We start from the raw sequence: 15,131 nt of genomic DNA on the forward strand, positions 1-15,131 counted from the left end.
AACCCTGGGGTGATAGTGACGACCACCCCTGCGAAGCTCGCGGCGTTCGTGGCGGGTGTCAAGGCGGGGGAGTTCGACCACCTCGTCTAGAGCATCCACACTGCATGACTTCTCAAGGGATGGGGCCCATGAATGAGATCCAGTGGCAGAAGTCTTCGTTCTCGACCGACGCGGAGGACTCCAACTGTCTTGAGTTGGCGATGCAGGGCGACGAGATCTTGATGCGTGAGAGTGACAACCCTGGGGTGATAGTGACGACCACCCCTGCGAAGCTCGCGGCGTTCGTGGCGGGCGTCAAGGCGGGGGAGTTCGACCACCTCCTTTAGCGCTGGCAGCCCTACTCCGCAGCGGCCCCTTGCCCATGGTGAGGGGCCGCTTACGTTGCCGTATAAAGGATTGGCCTGTTTCGTATCACTCAATAGACGTACAACCCTTGATACGGATCTTTGCGCGCCGCTACCGTTCTGGTGAGCCGCCGAGTTGGGCCGGTGCACGGGATGTGGGTCTCAGCGACGGCGGTAAGGGGCGCTTCCTCCCGGCTCACACTCCTTCGCTGAGAGGGCGCGCGGGGCAGGGCATCGTCGGTGACCGGCCCCTGGAACGCGTCGTAGTGCCGAACCCCTGGAGATCGGATGCATCAGCTGATCGTCGCCCCGTTCTTGTCGGACTACTACGTCCTACGTCCGGGAAGCCACGCGGGCATCAAGATCAAGCAGCACCAGTATGGACAACTGCGTGACGCTGCGGTCAAGGGCACAGTTCCCGACTGGTTACGCAATGCCGCCCGGCACCGATGGGCGCTGGATCTCGATGAACACCTCACTGATGGTGCGCTGTTGATCCGCGATCCCTCCCCGTACGGCCACGGCCGTGCCTCGTACGAACTGAACGACGGATGCAACTGGGCGTGCGCCCACTGTGTCTACGGCGACAAGGTGAATGCCGGTCTCGGCTGGGAACCCCGCGAGCGTCTCCTGCGCATTCTGCGTGACGCGGGGATCGTGTGGCTCGAACTGGGCGGCGGAGAGTGCACCATCGACCAGCACTTCTCCGAGACATACACCCTCGCCCATGACCTCGGGATGATGCTGGAGATCTTGACGAACGGGTCCACCCTGCACCGTCCGCGCATGCTCGAACTGCTCACCACCCGCCGCCCGTACCGGGTGACACTCAGCGTGTACGGGGCCACGGAAAGCACCTTCGACGCATTCACCGGGCACCGTGGCTCCTTCAAGAACTTTATGCGCGGCCTGGCCGCCGCAGCCGAGGCCGACCTGCCGCTGTCGCTCAGCGTGATCGTCACCCGCCAGAATGCCCACGAGGCCGCAGCCATGCGGGAACTCGCTCAGCACCACGCCCCGCGCTACCGCGTGTACGGCAACATGTCCCCCACGTTCTCCGGCGGCGCCGATCCTCTCGCGGAACAGGCGCCCGAGTACATCCGCAACGAAACCCCCTTCAGCGGATGCGATGCCGGTCACACGTCCCTGAACGTGAACCCCTTCGGCATGGCGACCGTCTGCAAAGTCTCCCGCGATCACTCGATACCACTGCTCACGGAAGGTGTCGCGGGGTTGGCGCGGCTCGGAGGTATCGCCGACCGGGCACTTCAGCGTCAAGGGGCATGCACCGGCTGCGCGCTTCAGCAGAAGTGCACCAAGTGCATGCCGCTCGTGAAGATGTACCGCCGTGCCGACGCGCCGCTGAACCGCTACTGCCAGCACACCTGAGAGAGGACACCCGAATGACCGCGACCAGCGTGGAGATCACCGTACGGCCGGACGACGAGGACGAGATCGAGTTCGTCGACCTGGATGACATCGCCAGTGGCGACGTCATGAGGGGCTGCGGGAACGACAACCCGTACAACTGACCCCCTGGCCGTCCGGGGACCGCCGGCCCCGCGCGGGCGGCCCCGGACTCCGCCTTCGAGCCCCTACACTCCCCGCCGTGGTGACCATGAGACTGCACTGGGACGACCTTCCCCCCGCCACCCGCGCGGCCGTCGAGGCGCACACCGGGTCCGTTCAGGCGGCGGTGACCGTCGAGAAGGGGCTCAACAGCGAGATCGCCGCGACACTCGACACCCGCACCGGGCGCGTATTCGTCAAGGGGGTGCGGACCGATCACCCACGTGCGTGGACACAGAACCGGGAGGCCGCGGTCAACCGCTATGTGGTCCCGCTCGCCCCCCGCCTGCTCTGGCGGGTCAACGACGGCACATGGGACCTGCTCGGCTTCGAGCAGGTGGACGGCCGACCGGTGGACTACCGCCCGCACTCGGGCGACCTGCCGCTCGTCGCTGACGCCCTCACCACGCTCTCCGGCGTCCGGGCTCCGGCCGACCTGGAACTCAAGCACATCGACCAGCGCCTCGCCGACTACCTCGACCACTCCGATGACGCCGACCTACTGCGTGGCGAGACCCTGCTGCACACCGACTGGCACCCCGACAACATCCTGATCGCCGCCAACGCCGCTCGGGTCGTCGACTGGGCATGGCCCACGCGTGGTGCCGCATGGATCGACGCCGCCTGTTGGGCCCTCTGGCTCATCTCCGCCGGCCACACCCCGGCAGACGCGGAGAGATGGGCCGCGAAGACCCCCGCATGGCCCGCCGCGCCGCGCCGGGCCCTTGATGTCTTCGCGACCGCCCAGAAACGGCTCTGGACAGGGATCGCCGCCGACGCGCCCGGCATCCCATGGATTCAAGCCCTCGCCGCCGCGGCCGATCGGTGGACCGCCCACCGTCAATCGTGACGTGGTGGCAGTCATGACGGACCCACTCATCCACCCCCACGAGACGCTCACCGCGCCTCAGGGCGAACCGGTCGAGATCGACGCCGAGATGATTCCGGTCGTCCGCGCGCTGTGGCGCCTCGGCTACGCGACACTCGCCTGCTGCCAGGACGTGGGTGAGGCGACAGCCGGGGTTCGGGCGCAGGCCGACGAGCCCCTCGGCTACGGCGCCGACGCCTTCATCGCCTATCACCGTGGCTGGGCGCTGCTGAAGCTGCCGGTCGACGACGCCACGCGTCTCGTAGCCCAGCTCGCCCAGGAACCGGCTTTCGCCGACCGGGTCCGTCTCCGATGGCGACCCGGTTCCTGGCGCATGAACGTCCCCCTCACACCGGACGGACCGGACGAGGCCGCCCTGCTGCACATTCCCCGCGCCCAGATCCCCGAACTCGTCGCCACCTTGGATGTTCTGCCGGCTACGTGACTCACCCGCACATCACAGCAGCCCCTCGCTCACAGCGGGGGGCCGTCGCCGGTGGGGCGGGCGGTGGGGAAGATCCGCTGGACGGCGTTGGTGACGGCGTTGCGGCGGGCGGTGTGGGTGGTGTCGTGGGCGTGCCGGGCGGCGATCTCGGTGAGTTCGGGCTGGGCGGTCCAGGTGGTGGCGAGCTGGGTGACGAGGGCGAGGATGTCGACGGGGTCCCAGGCGGGGTCGAGGTGTCCGGCTTCCTGGGCCCGGCGTAGCTGTTCGGTCTTGCGGGTGGCGGCGGCGCGGGTGGGTTCGCCGTCGGGGGCGGTGGCCTCGGTCATCTCCAGGCGTCCCCACGCGATCATGCGGAAGTGCTCGGGGTGTTCGGCGAAGTGGTCGAAGAGGCGTCCCGCGTATCCGGGCAGGTCGGTGGGGTCCAGCTGGGTGGCCTCGGTGATGAGGGCCAGTTCGCGGGTCACGACGAAGGCGTAGAGGGCTTCCTTGCCCCGGAAGTGGGCGTAGAGGCGTTCCTTGCTGGTACGGGACTGTTTGGCGATGCGGTCCATGCGCGCGCCGGCGATGCCGTACCGGGAGAACTCGGCGGTGGCCGCGTCGATGATCCGTTCGCGGGTGGAGTCGGGGAGGCCCGGTGAGCGCGGGCTGTTCGTCGCAGGCATGACCCCAGATTACCAAACCGAACCGTTCTGTTTGACGGATGGCCCAGAGTGGCCTACCGTCAAAACCGAACGGTTCGGTTCGGCGAATGCTGAGCGGCAAGCGGCCCGCTCCATCCATGGGGCAGCCCGCGACCTCGCCCGGTCCCTCCACGACCCACCCAGAAATGAGAACCCATGCTCACCCAGCAGCAGATCCAGGACATGTCGGCTCCCCTCCCCGCCGACTCCACCTACGTCGTGACGAACACCGTGGTCATCGACGCCCCGCTCGCATTCGTCTGGGAGAACCTGCCCAGGAACCTCGACATCAGCAAGATCATGCGTCCCTACCGGGGTCTGCCCGGCGCCGCGTCCTGGACCGTCACCCAGGAGTTCAACGAACCCGGCTCCCACATCACCTACACGATGACCGACAACTCCACGATCACCGAGGCCATCCTCAAGCGCGACCCCGCCACCCACCACTACGTCTACGGCTACCTCCCGCCCATGCCGATCTTCGAGTTCTGGCAGGGCAACCTCTTCTACGCCGCGACACCGGACGGCCGGACCGAAGTCACCTGGCGGTACTGGCTCAAGCCCAGGAACACCCTCATCGGCAAGCTCGGCGCCCGCCTCCTGAAGCACCTCATCTGGAAGGGCTACACCGCCAGGGGCATCCAGGGCATGAAGGCGGAGGCCGAGCGTCTGTACCGTGCCGAGGCCGGTCGGCCGTCAGCGCGGTGAGCCCTTCGACGTCCAGGTCGTCCGCGCACCCCCTATGCCCTCGAAGCCCCGGACGGCCCGGACGGACCCGGATGACCTGGTCTCCCTCCGTGACGCGGGGACCGCCCCGTTGCAGCCCCAGCCGGACACCCGACAATCTGCCGTGACCGGGTGGCCCGGATCGGCGCCGAAGCCCGCACCTACCAGCCGCCGGAGGCCAGCAGAGGCGGGCGGGAGGTCGAGTCCCTCGATCCGTCGTTCACCCAGCGGATGACCGGGGTGACCCTCGTGCAAGATGCACGCCACATCCCTCGGGGTGGGCCCGCTCACCGCGTTGCAGTCCGGCAGCATCACAGCTCCGCACTCACCGACACCCGGGGATCACTGCTGTCCGGGATGTGCGCCGGCATCAGCGCCACCAGGTCCACCGGCATCCGGCCCGGTGCGCCGCAGCGCCGACGGCGTCCGACCCTGCCCCAGGACACCACGTCACCCCTCCCACCCGGCAGCAGCCTCGGACATCTCGCCGGGCGGGCCGTCGCCGGTCCGGCAGTGAGGGCAGCGGCAGGGAGGCAGGCGAAGGGAGTCGAGAGGCAGCGGACCGGGCGCCGCCCGGTAGGTCCGCACCGGGGAGCGGTCCACGCGCTCACCGTCCGGGCGCACCCGGTAGGTCTCGATGGTCATACGGGACTCGCCCGGTTCCGGCCACGTACCGGACTTCACCGCGCCGCCTCCCCACCCCGCGCGTGGCAGGGACAGGTGCAGCGCGGCACCAGGATGGCCCGGCCCCCGCTGTGCGACATGGGGATGTCCGCAAGCCGCCGGCACCGCGCATGCCCGCCCGCGTTGGCGTGCTCCGTGGCCGCGATGCACTCCGGCGACCAACGCTCATCCACGAACGGCTCACTCACGACGCTGCCCCTTCCGCATCCGGGGTGTGGCAGGCGCAGGTGCAGCGCGCGATCCGGATCAGACCCTCGCCGTGCGGCAACGCCACATCCCCGGTCTGTCGGCAGGCGGCATGCAGATACCCGTAGTCCTCGCACTGCCCGATGGCGCACTGCGCCGACAGCTTCCCGTCCGGAGCACCCGTGCCCGGGGCGCTCATACCCTCACGTCTTCAGCACCGACCACATGCCGGTCAAGGTCGACACCGAAGTCCGCCGCCAGGACCAACGCGACCCGACGGCGATGCTGACGCGAGCGCTCCCGCTCTCTCTCCGCAGCGATCACATACGGGCGGATCGGCGCGGTACCGCCAGCGTCCAACGGCTCACAGAGGCCGTAGGGCGACCGGGGCACACGCACCCGTCCGACGCCCGGACGGGGCGCGTTCGGCCGCCGCACGGGCGCCTCACGGGTCGGACGGGCGCCCGCCCGACGCTTGCCCTTACCGGGCATCAGCACACCCAGCACCCACCCCAGGAAGGTGCCGATAAGCTTCACCATGTTGACCTGCACTCTCAGGTTGACCACGCCCCCGGACGTTCGCCCGTCGCGGGGGTTTACTGAATTGGCACGTGGCCACGGCGAAATCAGTGACGCGTAATCGCGCCACCACTCACCGTGCACCTGAATGGTCCACCGGTGGACTAGTCATGTCAAGATGGGTACGGAAAAGGCCCCCGCCAACGGCAGGGGCCCGCATGCCAGTTCGACATCCGACGATCAGTCAGACATGGGGTACTCCTCCGTGCGTGCCCATCGACCCGCCGGAGTAATGGCCACCTCGTAGGCCAGCGGCTGACCGTCTGCGTCATACGAGACATGCCGCACTTCAGCCACGGCCGCAGGCGCCTCAAGCTTCAACAGTTCCCGCTCCCGGTCCGTGGCGAGTCGTGAGGTCCACCAGTCGCGACCGGTATGCGGTCGTCGGCCCGTCTGCAATTCGACGTAGCGGGTTGTCCCCTCCCGCACGCGCTCACGCAGAAGCAGGCGCGGCGAAGCCTCGGCGACAGCGGACGTGAACCACGAATAGCTCATCGAGGTCGGCTGCTCGCCCTCGAACGTCACGCGCTCCCTGCGGGCCACCTGATCCCCAGGGTCGACGCCGAGTGCCGTGGCGGCATCCTCCGGAGCGGGCACCAATTCCGCTCCCAGAATGTCGGCATGCTCACCGGCCGTATAGATGTGGCCAGTAGTCACAGCGGTTCGGTATCGCTCGCCTGCCGTTCGTGCGAGCGGCGTCCGCTCCCGGACGCTACTTCCCGTGCCCTGGCGCGTCTCGATAAGGCTCTCTTGCCGGAGGACTTCCAGCGCCCGCACGACAGTCGCACGCGACACCTTCCAGCGCTCCGTCAACTCACGTTCGGATGGCAGCGCGTCGCCCGGCCGGATCTCGCCCCGGACGATGCGCCCCCGCAAATCGGATGCGATCTGGTCGTACTTCGGCAGTGCCATAACTGATTTCCCGTCGACTGGTGGACTGGTCCAGTAGGCATGTTCAAGTAGGCGTTGACGGGAGTCAAGACGCGTCCAGCCATCGAGCCACAGAGAACCGAGGGGTGGCCACGGGCAGGCGCGGTCTGGGCGGCGCCTGCCCGAGTGACGCACACTCGCGCTCCAAACGACCCCCTGCTTCCGGCGGGGGGTCGTTTGCGTGAGTGGGGACGAACAGGCCGATTCACCGTCCCCGCTCGACCGCCACCCCCATCGCCTCCCGCAGCTCCGCCAGCGCCCGTTCCGCACGGGCCTCCTCCACCCGCGCGCCGAGCCTCCGGCTGACGGTCGCGCTGGCCGCCAGATGGGCCACGGCGTCGGCCAGGCGGCCGGTGTCGTGTTCGGCGCGGGCCAAGTCGTAGAGGGCGTCAGCCTCTTCGCCGCCCGCGCTGATGCTGCGGGCCACCTCCAGGGCGGCGGTGTGCCAGGCGAGGGCCTGTTCGGATCGGCCGGCGGCGCGGTGCGCCCGGCCGATGCGGTTCAGCGCGAGAGTCTCACCCCTGCGGTCGCCGACGTCCCGCAGGACGGGGAGCGTCTCGTCGTACAGCGCGAGCGCTTCGTCCGTTCTGCCCATGACGTTCAGCACGCTTGCCAGGTTCATGTAGATCGTCGCGTGGTGGCGTTTGCTGCCCATGCCCTCGGCCACGGAAATCGCTTCCCGGTAGTACCTTTCCGCAGCCTCCGGTTCGCCCATTTTCTGGTGCAGCTCCGCCAGGTTGTTCAAGGCGCTGTACTGACCGCGCGTATCGCCCAGCTCCTTGAATCCCGACAGCGCCGCCGAGAAATTCAACAACGCCTCCCGGTTCTCCGCCAGATGGAGATGGGTGATGCCGAGCAGATTGCGGCTGCGCGCCACCTGTAGTGCGCTGCCCGCCTCCGTGCCCATCTCCAGGGAACGCTTCTGGAGTTCCTGCGCGGACGTGTATTGGCCGGCCTGCCACAGCGCGATCGACATCCCGTGGATGCTCTGGAGTTCCAGTTCCGTGTCCCCGGCCGCGCGGGCGAGATCCCGGGCCGTACGGGCGTCCGCGATGCTCTCCTCGTAACGGGAGGCATGGGTGTGCACCGCGCTCAGGTCGAGCAGCGCCCGCGCGAGTGCCGGGCCGTCGTCCTCGCCGCGCCAGTACGTCACCGTCCGCCGCAGCAGCGGCTCGGCCTTCGCCAGATGCCCCTCCATGTCCAGGAACCCGGCCAGCACATGCACCGCGAGGGCCAATTGGCGTTCCGGGCCGTGTTCGGCGACCCGGTCGAGGACGTCGAGAAGGTTGCCACCCTCGGTGATCAGCCATTTCTCGGCCGCGTGCGCGTCCGCCCAGGTGATCGACGACACGGGGGCCGGGTCTTGGGCGGTGCCCGTGGGCGGCGCCACGGCCTCCGGCCGCATCCGCGAGCGGAACGGGTACGCCAGCCGGTCCGCCCGGTCGGCCTCGCGGAGATAGTGGGCCACCAGGTTCCCCACCGCCCGGTGGGCGTCCTGCGCCGAGTCCGTGTCCCCCGCCTCGATCAGCGAGCGCGCGTAGCTGCGCAGCAGATCGTGGACCGTGAACCGGTGCGGGACGGGCTCCGCGACCAGGTGGTAGGTCATCAGGTCTTCCAGTACGCGCTCGGCGGTGGCGGTCGGCAGACCGGTCAGCGCGGCCACCGCGTGCGGGCCGAACTCCACGCCCGCGTGCAGGCCGATACGCCGGAAGACCAGTTGCTGTTCGGCGTCCAGGGAGCGGTAGGAGAGTTCGAAGACGCGGGTCATCGTGCGTTCGCCGTCGCGCAGTTCGGCGATCGGCTCGCCGTCCCCGGCGCTCAGTTGCCGCAGCAGATCGGCCGTGGTCCAGGACGGCCGGGCGAGCAGCCGGCTGGCGGCGATCTCGACGGCCAGCGGAAGATACCCGCACCACCGGACGATCGCCGCGATCTCCGGGGCGCTGCTCCCGGGGCGCGGCCCCAGCCGCTGGACGAAGAGCGCGGACGCGTCCTCGGGCGAGAGCACGTCGAGCGACAGCGCGCGGACCCCCGGCAGCCCGGGTAATCGGCGTCGGCTGGTGACGATGACCGCCGTCGGGGATGCACCCGGCAGCAGCGGCCCGACCTGGTCGGAGTCGACGGCGTCGTCCAGGATCACCAGCATCCGCCGGTCCCGGGCCGCCTCCCGCCACAGGGCCACCAGTTCCTCGGTCTCGCGCGGCAGCTCCCGTACGCCCTTGCCGAGCAGCCGCAGCAGTTCGGCCAGCAACCGGGCCGGGGCCGGCGGCGTACGGTCGGGCGCGTGGCCGCCCAGGTGGACGATCAGCCGCCCATCGGGGAAGCGGTCGCGCAACTGGTGGCCGACATGGACGGCCAGCGCGGACTTGCCGACGCCGCCCATCCCGTGGATCGCCTCGACCGTCACCACGGCCCCGGGCGCGTCGCCGCCGCCCTCGCGCAGGATCGCACCGAGCCGCCGCAGTTCGTCGCGCCGGCCGACCCAGGGAATGTCACGGGGGAGGTTGTCGGGGGCATGGTCCGTCGGGCGGACGGCGACCGGCGCGCTGCCCGGCCCCCCGCCATTGCGACTGTCTGTGCCACCGCCACCGTGTGCACCCTGGCGGCTCGCGCCCTCCCCCTCCCCTTCCCCGGGCCGCAACAACTCCCGCGCGGACATGCCCGACAGAATCCCTTGATGGACGCGGTGCAGCCGCCGTCCGGCGTCCAGACCGATGTCGCGTACCAGCCGCTGCCGGGTGCGCTGGACCAGCCGGGTCGCCTCGGCCGTGCGATTACTGCCGTACAGGGCGATGGCCAGCCGTTCCGCCATGGCCTCGTCCACCGGATACTCGGCGACCAGCGGCAGCAGGACGGGCACGGTGTCGGCGTACCGCCCGGTGCCGAGGAGGAGGTCGGTCCGGGTCATGGCCGCCGCGACCCGGGTCTCGCCGAGAGCGGCCCGAAGATGCTCCGGCCAGGTCCCGGCGATCCCGGCGAGGGGTTCGCCGCGCCACAGGTCGTCCGCCTCGTCCAGCAGCCGCAGGGCGGTCCCGGTGTCGCTCTCCCGCAGCGCACGGCTCTGGTGGAGCAAGGTGGTGTAGCGGCGCAGGTCCACCCGGTCCGGTTCGGTGCGCAGCACATAGGCGTTGGTGCGGCTCTCGATCGCGGGCGCCTCGCCGCCGGCGATCCGCAGCGCCGCGCGGATCCGTGACACATGGGAGTACAGGGCCTCGCGCGCCTTGCCCGGCGGGTGGTCGTCCCAGACCCGGTGGACCAGGGTGTCCACGCTGACGATCCGGCCGGCGTCCCAGGCGAGCGCGGCCAGCATGATGCGGGTTTTGGTCGATCCCAGATCACCGCGGCGGCCGAAGGCACGTACTTCGACCGAACCCGACAGCTGGATCTCGAACTCCACCAGCGTCCTCCCGCCGGTAGGACCGGCCCTCTGTTGGCCGGGCGGTCGAGCCTGCCATGAACCTGCCAGTTCGACCATGTCACCGGGGAACTACGTCCAAAACCGATCGCTTGAGGGGCCGCTGAAGGGCCGTTCCGTTCGCTTCCGGCCGGGGACGGGGCCGTGCGGAACAGTGGCGTTCGCCTGTTCGGGGGCCTGTGGGGTGGGGAGGTGAGGGAACTTTCCTGTGAGGGCAGACGTTGGCAGAAGGAAGAAACGCGGACAGATATGTGACGGCAGAGGCCGAGGTGGCTGGCATGGCGATGTGGGACCGGATCAAGGACCAGGCCAAGGGCCTGCAACAGCAGGCGCAGGGGTCGCGCGGCTCCAGCGGGCAGAGTGGGCACGGCGGGCAGAGCGGACACGGTGCCCCGGGCGGATTCGGTGGACATGGTGGCACAAGCTCCGGTTCGAGCGGCAGAGGCGGGTCCAAGGCCCAGCTGGTGAGCGCGCTCAAGTCGCAGCTGACCTCGCTGAAGGCCGAGCTGAAGAGCGGTGCGTACCGGGACGCCAGCATGGCGATGGCGGCCCTGGTCGCGGCGGCCGACGGCCATGTGGACCCGACCGAGCGTCAGCACGTGGAGTCGCTGATCCTGCACAACGACGTGCTGTCGAACTTCCCGCCGGACCAGCTGCGCCAGCGTTTCAACAAGCATGTCGACGCACTGTCCTTCGACTTCCCGCAGGGCAAGAACCAGGTCCTCCAGGTGATCGCCCAGGCCGGCAAGAAGCCGACCGAGGCCAGGGCGGTCATCCAGACCGGCTTCGTGATCGCCGGCGCCGACGGCTATGTGGCCCCGGCGGAGGAGCAGGTGCTGCGCGAGGCGTGCGGGGTGCTGGGGCTGTCGCCGCAGGAGTTCGGGCTCTGAGGGCTTGACCCCGGTCAACGGCCCCGGCCGCCGACCACCGGCCCCGATCACCGACCTCGGTCGGCGGTCGGGGCCGTCGTACGTGCGCGTGCCCGGTCACGCCCCGGGCTCACATCGTGGGCGTGGGCATGAATTCGGGTGGGGACGCGCGATCTGACAGGTGATCCATCGTCTGCGCGACCGCCCTGCCGGGCGGGCAGCCCTTCCCGCCCGGCAGCGGGCGCTGATCGAGCCGGAAAGACACCCACGCGGCGCCCCACCCGACCGGTGATCACCTGGGCGCCCGGCGCCCGATCACGGTGGTGACCGCCCGTACTGGTTACCCGGCAGTACCGGTACACCCACCGCACACAGCGTCCCCGTCCGCCCACCCACCGCACCCGTCGCATCCGCGTACGGCGAATCTGTGCAGGAGCGTCACACAGGCTGCACACAGCGGTCCTGAGTCGTCGTTAGCGTTGCTGGCCGCTCGATCCCACGTGCGAACGTGATCAGGCCGCGGCCCCGGCCGCCGGCACGTCAACTCAGGAAGCCCGCAGATGGACTACTGCTCCTCGTGCCGCCGACATCTCAACGGCGCTTTGGTGTGCCCAGGTTGCGGCGCGTACGCGCCCGACATCGCCCCCACCGTGCCCACGCCCCGCACGGCCGCGCCCCCCGCACCGCCCGTCCCCGTCCGGCCGACGGAGGCGACCAGGCAGACCGAACCGCCCGACGCGACCGACGCCACCCCCGCAACCCCCGTAGCCCCCATAGCCCCTGTCTCCCCACCCCTCTCCCAAGGCCGTGCCGCGCGCCGCCGTCAGCTCGCCCGGCTGAAGAAGAGCCAGCGCCGGGCCGTGCTGGCGACCGCCGTCGCGCTGGTCGGGGGCGGGCTCACCCTCTCCACCATGGACCGCGGCGGCTCGGCCGACAGCGCCCAGGCGGCCACGGCACCCGAGACGACGACGGGCATGGGCGGCGTGGGCGGAGTGGACGAGCCGGTCACCGAGCCGAGCGCTCCCGCCGCCCCGCCGAGCGGCGGCACGAGCGCACCCCCACGTACGACGGACCCCGCGCAGCCCACCTCACCCGGCACCCCGGCCCAGCGCACCGCCGTACCGGCCGCGGAACAGCCGGACGGCCTGCGCCCGCAGACGCAGGAGGCCGCGCCCCCGACCGCCGTGGCGCCCCCGCAGCCGCAGACCACTCCACCGTCGGACGCCGTACCGGACCCGACCTCGCCGCCGCCCCCGGCATCGACGCCACCCGCCGCACCGGCCGAACCCGCCCCGGCGCCCAGTCAGCCCCCTGCCACCACCGACCCGTCCGACGACCCCTCGCTCTGCCTTCTGGTCATCTGCCTCGGCGGCTGAGGAAGCGGGTCAGGGTCGGTCGCCCGCCGCGCGCAGGAAGGAAGCCGACGGCACGAAGAACGCGGTCCCCGTCACCGCCCGCGAGAAATCGAGGAGGGGATCGGGCCCGGCCCCGTCCGTGCCGAGGAACATCCGGCGCAACATGGTCTCGGGGACGGCGGGATCACGGGCGTACACGATGAAGTACGTGCCGAACTCGCCGTGTCCGGGCCGTCCGAAGGGCATCGCGGCGCGCAGTACCCGCAGCTCCGAACCGTCGGGTGCGGTGAGGGTGTTGACGTCGAGGTGGGAGCCGGGGGCGTCGTCGAGTTCGAGGTTGGTGAGCTTCGTACGGCCGATGACGAGTTCCTGCTCCTCGACGCCGAGTTTGCTCCAGGCGTCCATCTCGTGCAGGTACTTCTGGACGAGGACGTAGGAGCCGCCGCGGAAGGCGGGGTCCTCGTCGCCGATGAGAGCGGTGTCGGCGGCGGTGTCACCGACGGGGTTCTCGGTGCCGTCGACGAAGCCCAGCAGGTTGCGGGAGTCGAAGTACGCGAACGTCTGCACCTCGTCCTGGACGCGGGCCGCGTCACCGAGCCGGCGGACCAGTTCGGCGGCGAGCGCGAAGCACAGGTCGAGGCGGTCGGCGCGGAGGTGGAAGAGCAGATCGCCGGGGGTGGCCGGGGCCCGGTGCCGGGGCCCGGCCAGCTCCTCGAAGGGGTGCAGCGCGGCCGGGCGAGGGCTGCCGTACAGCGGCTCCCAGACGCGCGCGCCGACCCCGGCCACGCAGCTCAACCGCCCCTCGGGGTGGCCGAATCCGATCGACCGGGTCAGTCCCTCGACCGCGCCGAGCACATCACGGGCGATGCTCTCGCCGCCCGGTTCCAGTGTGAGCACCAGGAAGACGGCGGCGGCCGACGGCGGTCCCGCCACCGGTTGCGGCTCCGGTGACCTCGGTATTCGCGACGACGGCGACGAAGGCGACGACATGGCTCCCCTCTCGTTCGGGTGCGGCCCGGTCCCCGCCGCGGTCACTCACCAGCGCACCGCCTCCCGCACCCGGACTCCATGCCCGTCGCCCGTTACGTCCACACCTGTCGACTTCCTTTCAACTCCCCCAGGGCCAGGGGGCATCAGCCCCCCGCCGCCCGCTCCCCGACCGGCCTCCGACGCAGCCCGGCGTCCGTCAGGGATGCCGGGCGCCAGGCCCCATCGGCCTGGTAGAGGTCGGTGCCGGGGGGCACGATCTCGTCGAGCCGGTCGAGGACGCTGTCGTCCAGGATCAGGTCCGCACCCTTGAGGAGCCCGTCCAGTTGGCCGGCCGTGCGGGGACCGATGATCACAGAGGTCACCGCCGGGTGGGCGAGCGGGAAGGCGACGGCCAGTTCCGGCAGCGTACGGCCGACTCCCTCGGCGACCGCCACCAGTTCCTCCACCACCTCCAGCTTCCGGGCGTTCACGGGGAGGCTCGGGTCGAAGCGGGCCGGGTTCAGGGCGGGGCGCCCGGTGGTCAGGTCGATCTCGCCGCCCTTGCGGTACTTGCCGGTGAGGAAGCCGGAGGCGAGCGGGCTCCAGGTCAGCACGCCCATCCCGTACCGCTCGCAGACCGGCAGCACCGACCGTTCCACGCCCCGCGCCAGCAGCGAGTACGGCGGCTGCTCGGTACGGAACCGGGGCAGCCCCCGGCGTTCGGCGACATGGTGAGCCTCGGCGATCTGCTCGGGCGGGAAGGTGGAGCACCCGAACGCCCGGATCTTGCCCTGCCGCTGGAGGTCGGCGAGGGCGCCGAGGGTCTCCTCGACGTCGGTGGTCTCGTCGGGCCGGTGCACCTGATACAGATCGATCCACTCCGTCCCCAGCCGGGTCAGGTTCTCCTCCACCGCCCGCAGGATCCAGCGCCGCGAGTTGCCGCCCCGGTTGCGCCCCTCGCCCATCGGGAAGTGCACCTTGGTGGCGAGCACCACATCATCGCGCCGCCCGCGCAGCGCCTTCCCGACGATCGTCTCGGACTCGCCCGCGGAGTACATGTCCGCGGTTTCCACGAAGTTGATCCCACGATCGAGCGCGGAGAGGATGATCCGTACGCAGCCGTCGTGGTCCTTGTTCCCCACCGACCCGAACATCATCGCGCCCAGACAGTACGCACTGACCTCTATCCCGGTATGCCCCAGCGGGCGGTAGCGCATGCTCATGGGCGGGACGGTAGGCGCTGGAGTGCGCTTGAGGGCAAGGGGGTTCCCTCCGTCCTCTCCGAGCTGTAATGCGTGTGACGGTCGGGCAAATATATGCCAGTACAGGTCACTTGCTCGATTTGGAAAACCAGTATGAGAGCCCTAAGGTGTGCGCGTGCCAGGGATCAAGGAATAACGTTTCTGCGCATGTGAATGGGCGGGTATCTGTCCCGCCATTCCCTGTTCCATGTACATGCCCATAGTCATGCTCATGTCCACCTGTACGTCGTTTCGTGAACAGAAATGCGAACGT

At 70.0% G+C, this 15,131-nt stretch carries 15 protein-coding genes; 8 read left to right on the forward strand and 7 right to left on the reverse strand.

The features are described 5' to 3' along the window. Positions 1 to 128: 128 nt before the first annotated feature. The 5 genes from ACFRFC_RS10580 to ACFRFC_RS10600 all read left to right on the forward strand — a co-directional run bounded on the left by ACFRFC_RS10580 (position 129) and on the right by ACFRFC_RS10600 (position 3,226). Complete coding sequence (locus ACFRFC_RS10580; RefSeq protein WP_382680679.1) at positions 129 to 326, forward strand: DUF397 domain-containing protein; 198 nt, start codon at positions 129 to 131, stop codon at positions 324 to 326. Positions 327 to 632: 306 nt separating this feature from the next. After that, positions 633 to 1,733 (forward strand): radical SAM protein, encoded by a 1,101-nt coding sequence (locus ACFRFC_RS10585; protein WP_382680680.1) that lies wholly within the window; start codon positions 633 to 635, stop codon positions 1,731 to 1,733. 14 nt (positions 1,734 to 1,747) lie between these two features. Next, positions 1,748 to 1,876: a hypothetical protein gene (locus tag ACFRFC_RS10590; protein WP_382680681.1), complete on the forward strand. Its 129-nt coding sequence runs from the start codon at positions 1,748 to 1,750 to the stop codon at positions 1,874 to 1,876. 86 nt (positions 1,877 to 1,962) lie between these two features. Continuing rightward, positions 1,963 to 2,763, forward strand: coding sequence for an aminoglycoside phosphotransferase (locus ACFRFC_RS10595; protein WP_382681060.1), 801 nt, complete (start codon positions 1,963 to 1,965; stop codon positions 2,761 to 2,763). Between the two features lie 13 nt (positions 2,764 to 2,776). Continuing rightward, a complete protein-coding gene (locus ACFRFC_RS10600) occupies positions 2,777 to 3,226 on the forward strand; it encodes a hypothetical protein (RefSeq protein ID WP_382680682.1) in 450 nt (149 codons plus the stop codon). A gap of 29 nt (positions 3,227 to 3,255) precedes the next feature. On the opposite strand, the gene ACFRFC_RS10605 is transcribed toward ACFRFC_RS10600, so the two are convergent. Further along, on the reverse strand, positions 3,256 to 3,888 hold the full coding sequence (locus tag ACFRFC_RS10605) for a TetR family transcriptional regulator (RefSeq protein WP_382680683.1): 633 nt from the start codon (positions 3,886 to 3,888) through the stop codon (positions 3,256 to 3,258). Positions 3,889 to 4,062: 174 nt separating this feature from the next. On the opposite strand from ACFRFC_RS10605, the gene ACFRFC_RS10610 reads away from it, so the two are divergent. Continuing rightward, a complete protein-coding gene (locus ACFRFC_RS10610) occupies positions 4,063 to 4,614 on the forward strand; it encodes an SRPBCC family protein (protein ID WP_382680684.1) in 552 nt (183 codons plus the stop codon). A gap of 329 nt (positions 4,615 to 4,943) precedes the next feature. Here the strand turns inward: ACFRFC_RS10610 and ACFRFC_RS10615 are convergent, their stop codons facing one another. The 4 genes from ACFRFC_RS10615 to ACFRFC_RS10630 form a co-directional block, all read right to left on the reverse strand. Then, positions 4,944 to 5,078 (reverse strand): hypothetical protein, encoded by a 135-nt coding sequence (locus ACFRFC_RS10615; RefSeq protein WP_382680685.1) that lies wholly within the window; start codon positions 5,076 to 5,078, stop codon positions 4,944 to 4,946. Positions 5,079 to 5,082: 4 nt separating this feature from the next. Further along, positions 5,083 to 5,316, reverse strand: a complete 234-nt coding sequence (locus ACFRFC_RS10620; RefSeq protein ID WP_382680686.1) for a hypothetical protein — start codon at positions 5,314 to 5,316, stop codon at positions 5,083 to 5,085. Positions 5,317 to 6,261: 945 nt separating this feature from the next. Next, positions 6,262 to 6,993: a GntR family transcriptional regulator gene (locus ACFRFC_RS10625; protein ID WP_382680687.1), complete on the reverse strand. Its 732-nt coding sequence runs from the start codon at positions 6,991 to 6,993 to the stop codon at positions 6,262 to 6,264. A gap of 223 nt (positions 6,994 to 7,216) precedes the next feature. Continuing rightward, on the reverse strand, positions 7,217 to 10,405 hold the full coding sequence (locus ACFRFC_RS10630; protein WP_382680688.1) for a tetratricopeptide repeat protein: 3,189 nt from the start codon (positions 10,403 to 10,405) through the stop codon (positions 7,217 to 7,219). Between the two features lie 296 nt (positions 10,406 to 10,701). On the opposite strand from ACFRFC_RS10630, the gene ACFRFC_RS10635 reads away from it, so the two are divergent. Both ACFRFC_RS10635 and ACFRFC_RS10640 read left to right on the forward strand, forming a co-directional pair. Next, complete coding sequence (locus ACFRFC_RS10635; protein WP_382680689.1) at positions 10,702 to 11,313, forward strand: tellurite resistance TerB family protein; 612 nt, start codon at positions 10,702 to 10,704, stop codon at positions 11,311 to 11,313. A 629-nt stretch (positions 11,314 to 11,942) separates the two neighbouring features. Further along, positions 11,943 to 12,668: a hypothetical protein gene (locus ACFRFC_RS10640; protein WP_382680690.1), complete on the forward strand. Its 726-nt coding sequence runs from the start codon at positions 11,943 to 11,945 to the stop codon at positions 12,666 to 12,668. Positions 12,669 to 12,677: 9 nt separating this feature from the next. On the opposite strand, the gene ACFRFC_RS10645 is transcribed toward ACFRFC_RS10640, so the two are convergent. Next, complete coding sequence (locus tag ACFRFC_RS10645) at positions 12,678 to 13,580, reverse strand: Dyp-type peroxidase (protein WP_382680691.1); 903 nt, start codon at positions 13,578 to 13,580, stop codon at positions 12,678 to 12,680. Between the two features lie 200 nt (positions 13,581 to 13,780). Further along, a complete protein-coding gene (locus ACFRFC_RS10650) occupies positions 13,781 to 14,833 on the reverse strand; it encodes an aldo/keto reductase (protein WP_382681062.1) in 1,053 nt (350 codons plus the stop codon). Positions 14,834 to 15,131 lie beyond the last annotated feature (298 nt).

This window comes from Streptomyces sp. NPDC056734 (assembly GCF_042790455.1).
In the GTDB taxonomy this organism is placed as follows: domain Bacteria; phylum Actinomycetota; class Actinomycetes; order Streptomycetales; family Streptomycetaceae; genus Streptomyces.

Excerpts from the sequence above, each read along its gene's own strand:
- ACFRFC_RS10580 (WP_382680679.1), top strand. The coding sequence starts at position 129 with ATGAATGAGATCCAGTGGCAGAAGTCTTCGTTCTCGACCGACGCGGAG.
- ACFRFC_RS10585 (WP_382680680.1), top strand. The coding sequence starts at position 633 with ATGCATCAGCTGATCGTCGCCCCGTTCTTGTCGGACTACTACGTCCTA.
- ACFRFC_RS10590 (WP_382680681.1), top strand. The coding sequence starts at position 1,748 with ATGACCGCGACCAGCGTGGAGATCACCGTACGGCCGGACGACGAGGAC.
- ACFRFC_RS10595 (WP_382681060.1), top strand. The coding sequence starts at position 1,963 with ATGAGACTGCACTGGGACGACCTTCCCCCCGCCACCCGCGCGGCCGTC.
- ACFRFC_RS10600 (WP_382680682.1), top strand. The coding sequence starts at position 2,777 with ATGACGGACCCACTCATCCACCCCCACGAGACGCTCACCGCGCCTCAG.
- ACFRFC_RS10605 (WP_382680683.1), bottom strand. The coding sequence starts at position 3,888 with ATGCCTGCGACGAACAGCCCGCGCTCACCGGGCCTCCCCGACTCCACC.
- ACFRFC_RS10610 (WP_382680684.1), top strand. The coding sequence starts at position 4,063 with ATGCTCACCCAGCAGCAGATCCAGGACATGTCGGCTCCCCTCCCCGCC.
- ACFRFC_RS10625 (WP_382680687.1), bottom strand. The coding sequence starts at position 6,993 with ATGGCACTGCCGAAGTACGACCAGATCGCATCCGATTTGCGGGGGCGC.
- ACFRFC_RS10635 (WP_382680689.1), top strand. The coding sequence starts at position 10,702 with ATGGCGATGTGGGACCGGATCAAGGACCAGGCCAAGGGCCTGCAACAG.
- ACFRFC_RS10650 (WP_382681062.1), bottom strand. The coding sequence starts at position 14,833 with ATGCGCTACCGCCCGCTGGGGCATACCGGGATAGAGGTCAGTGCGTAC.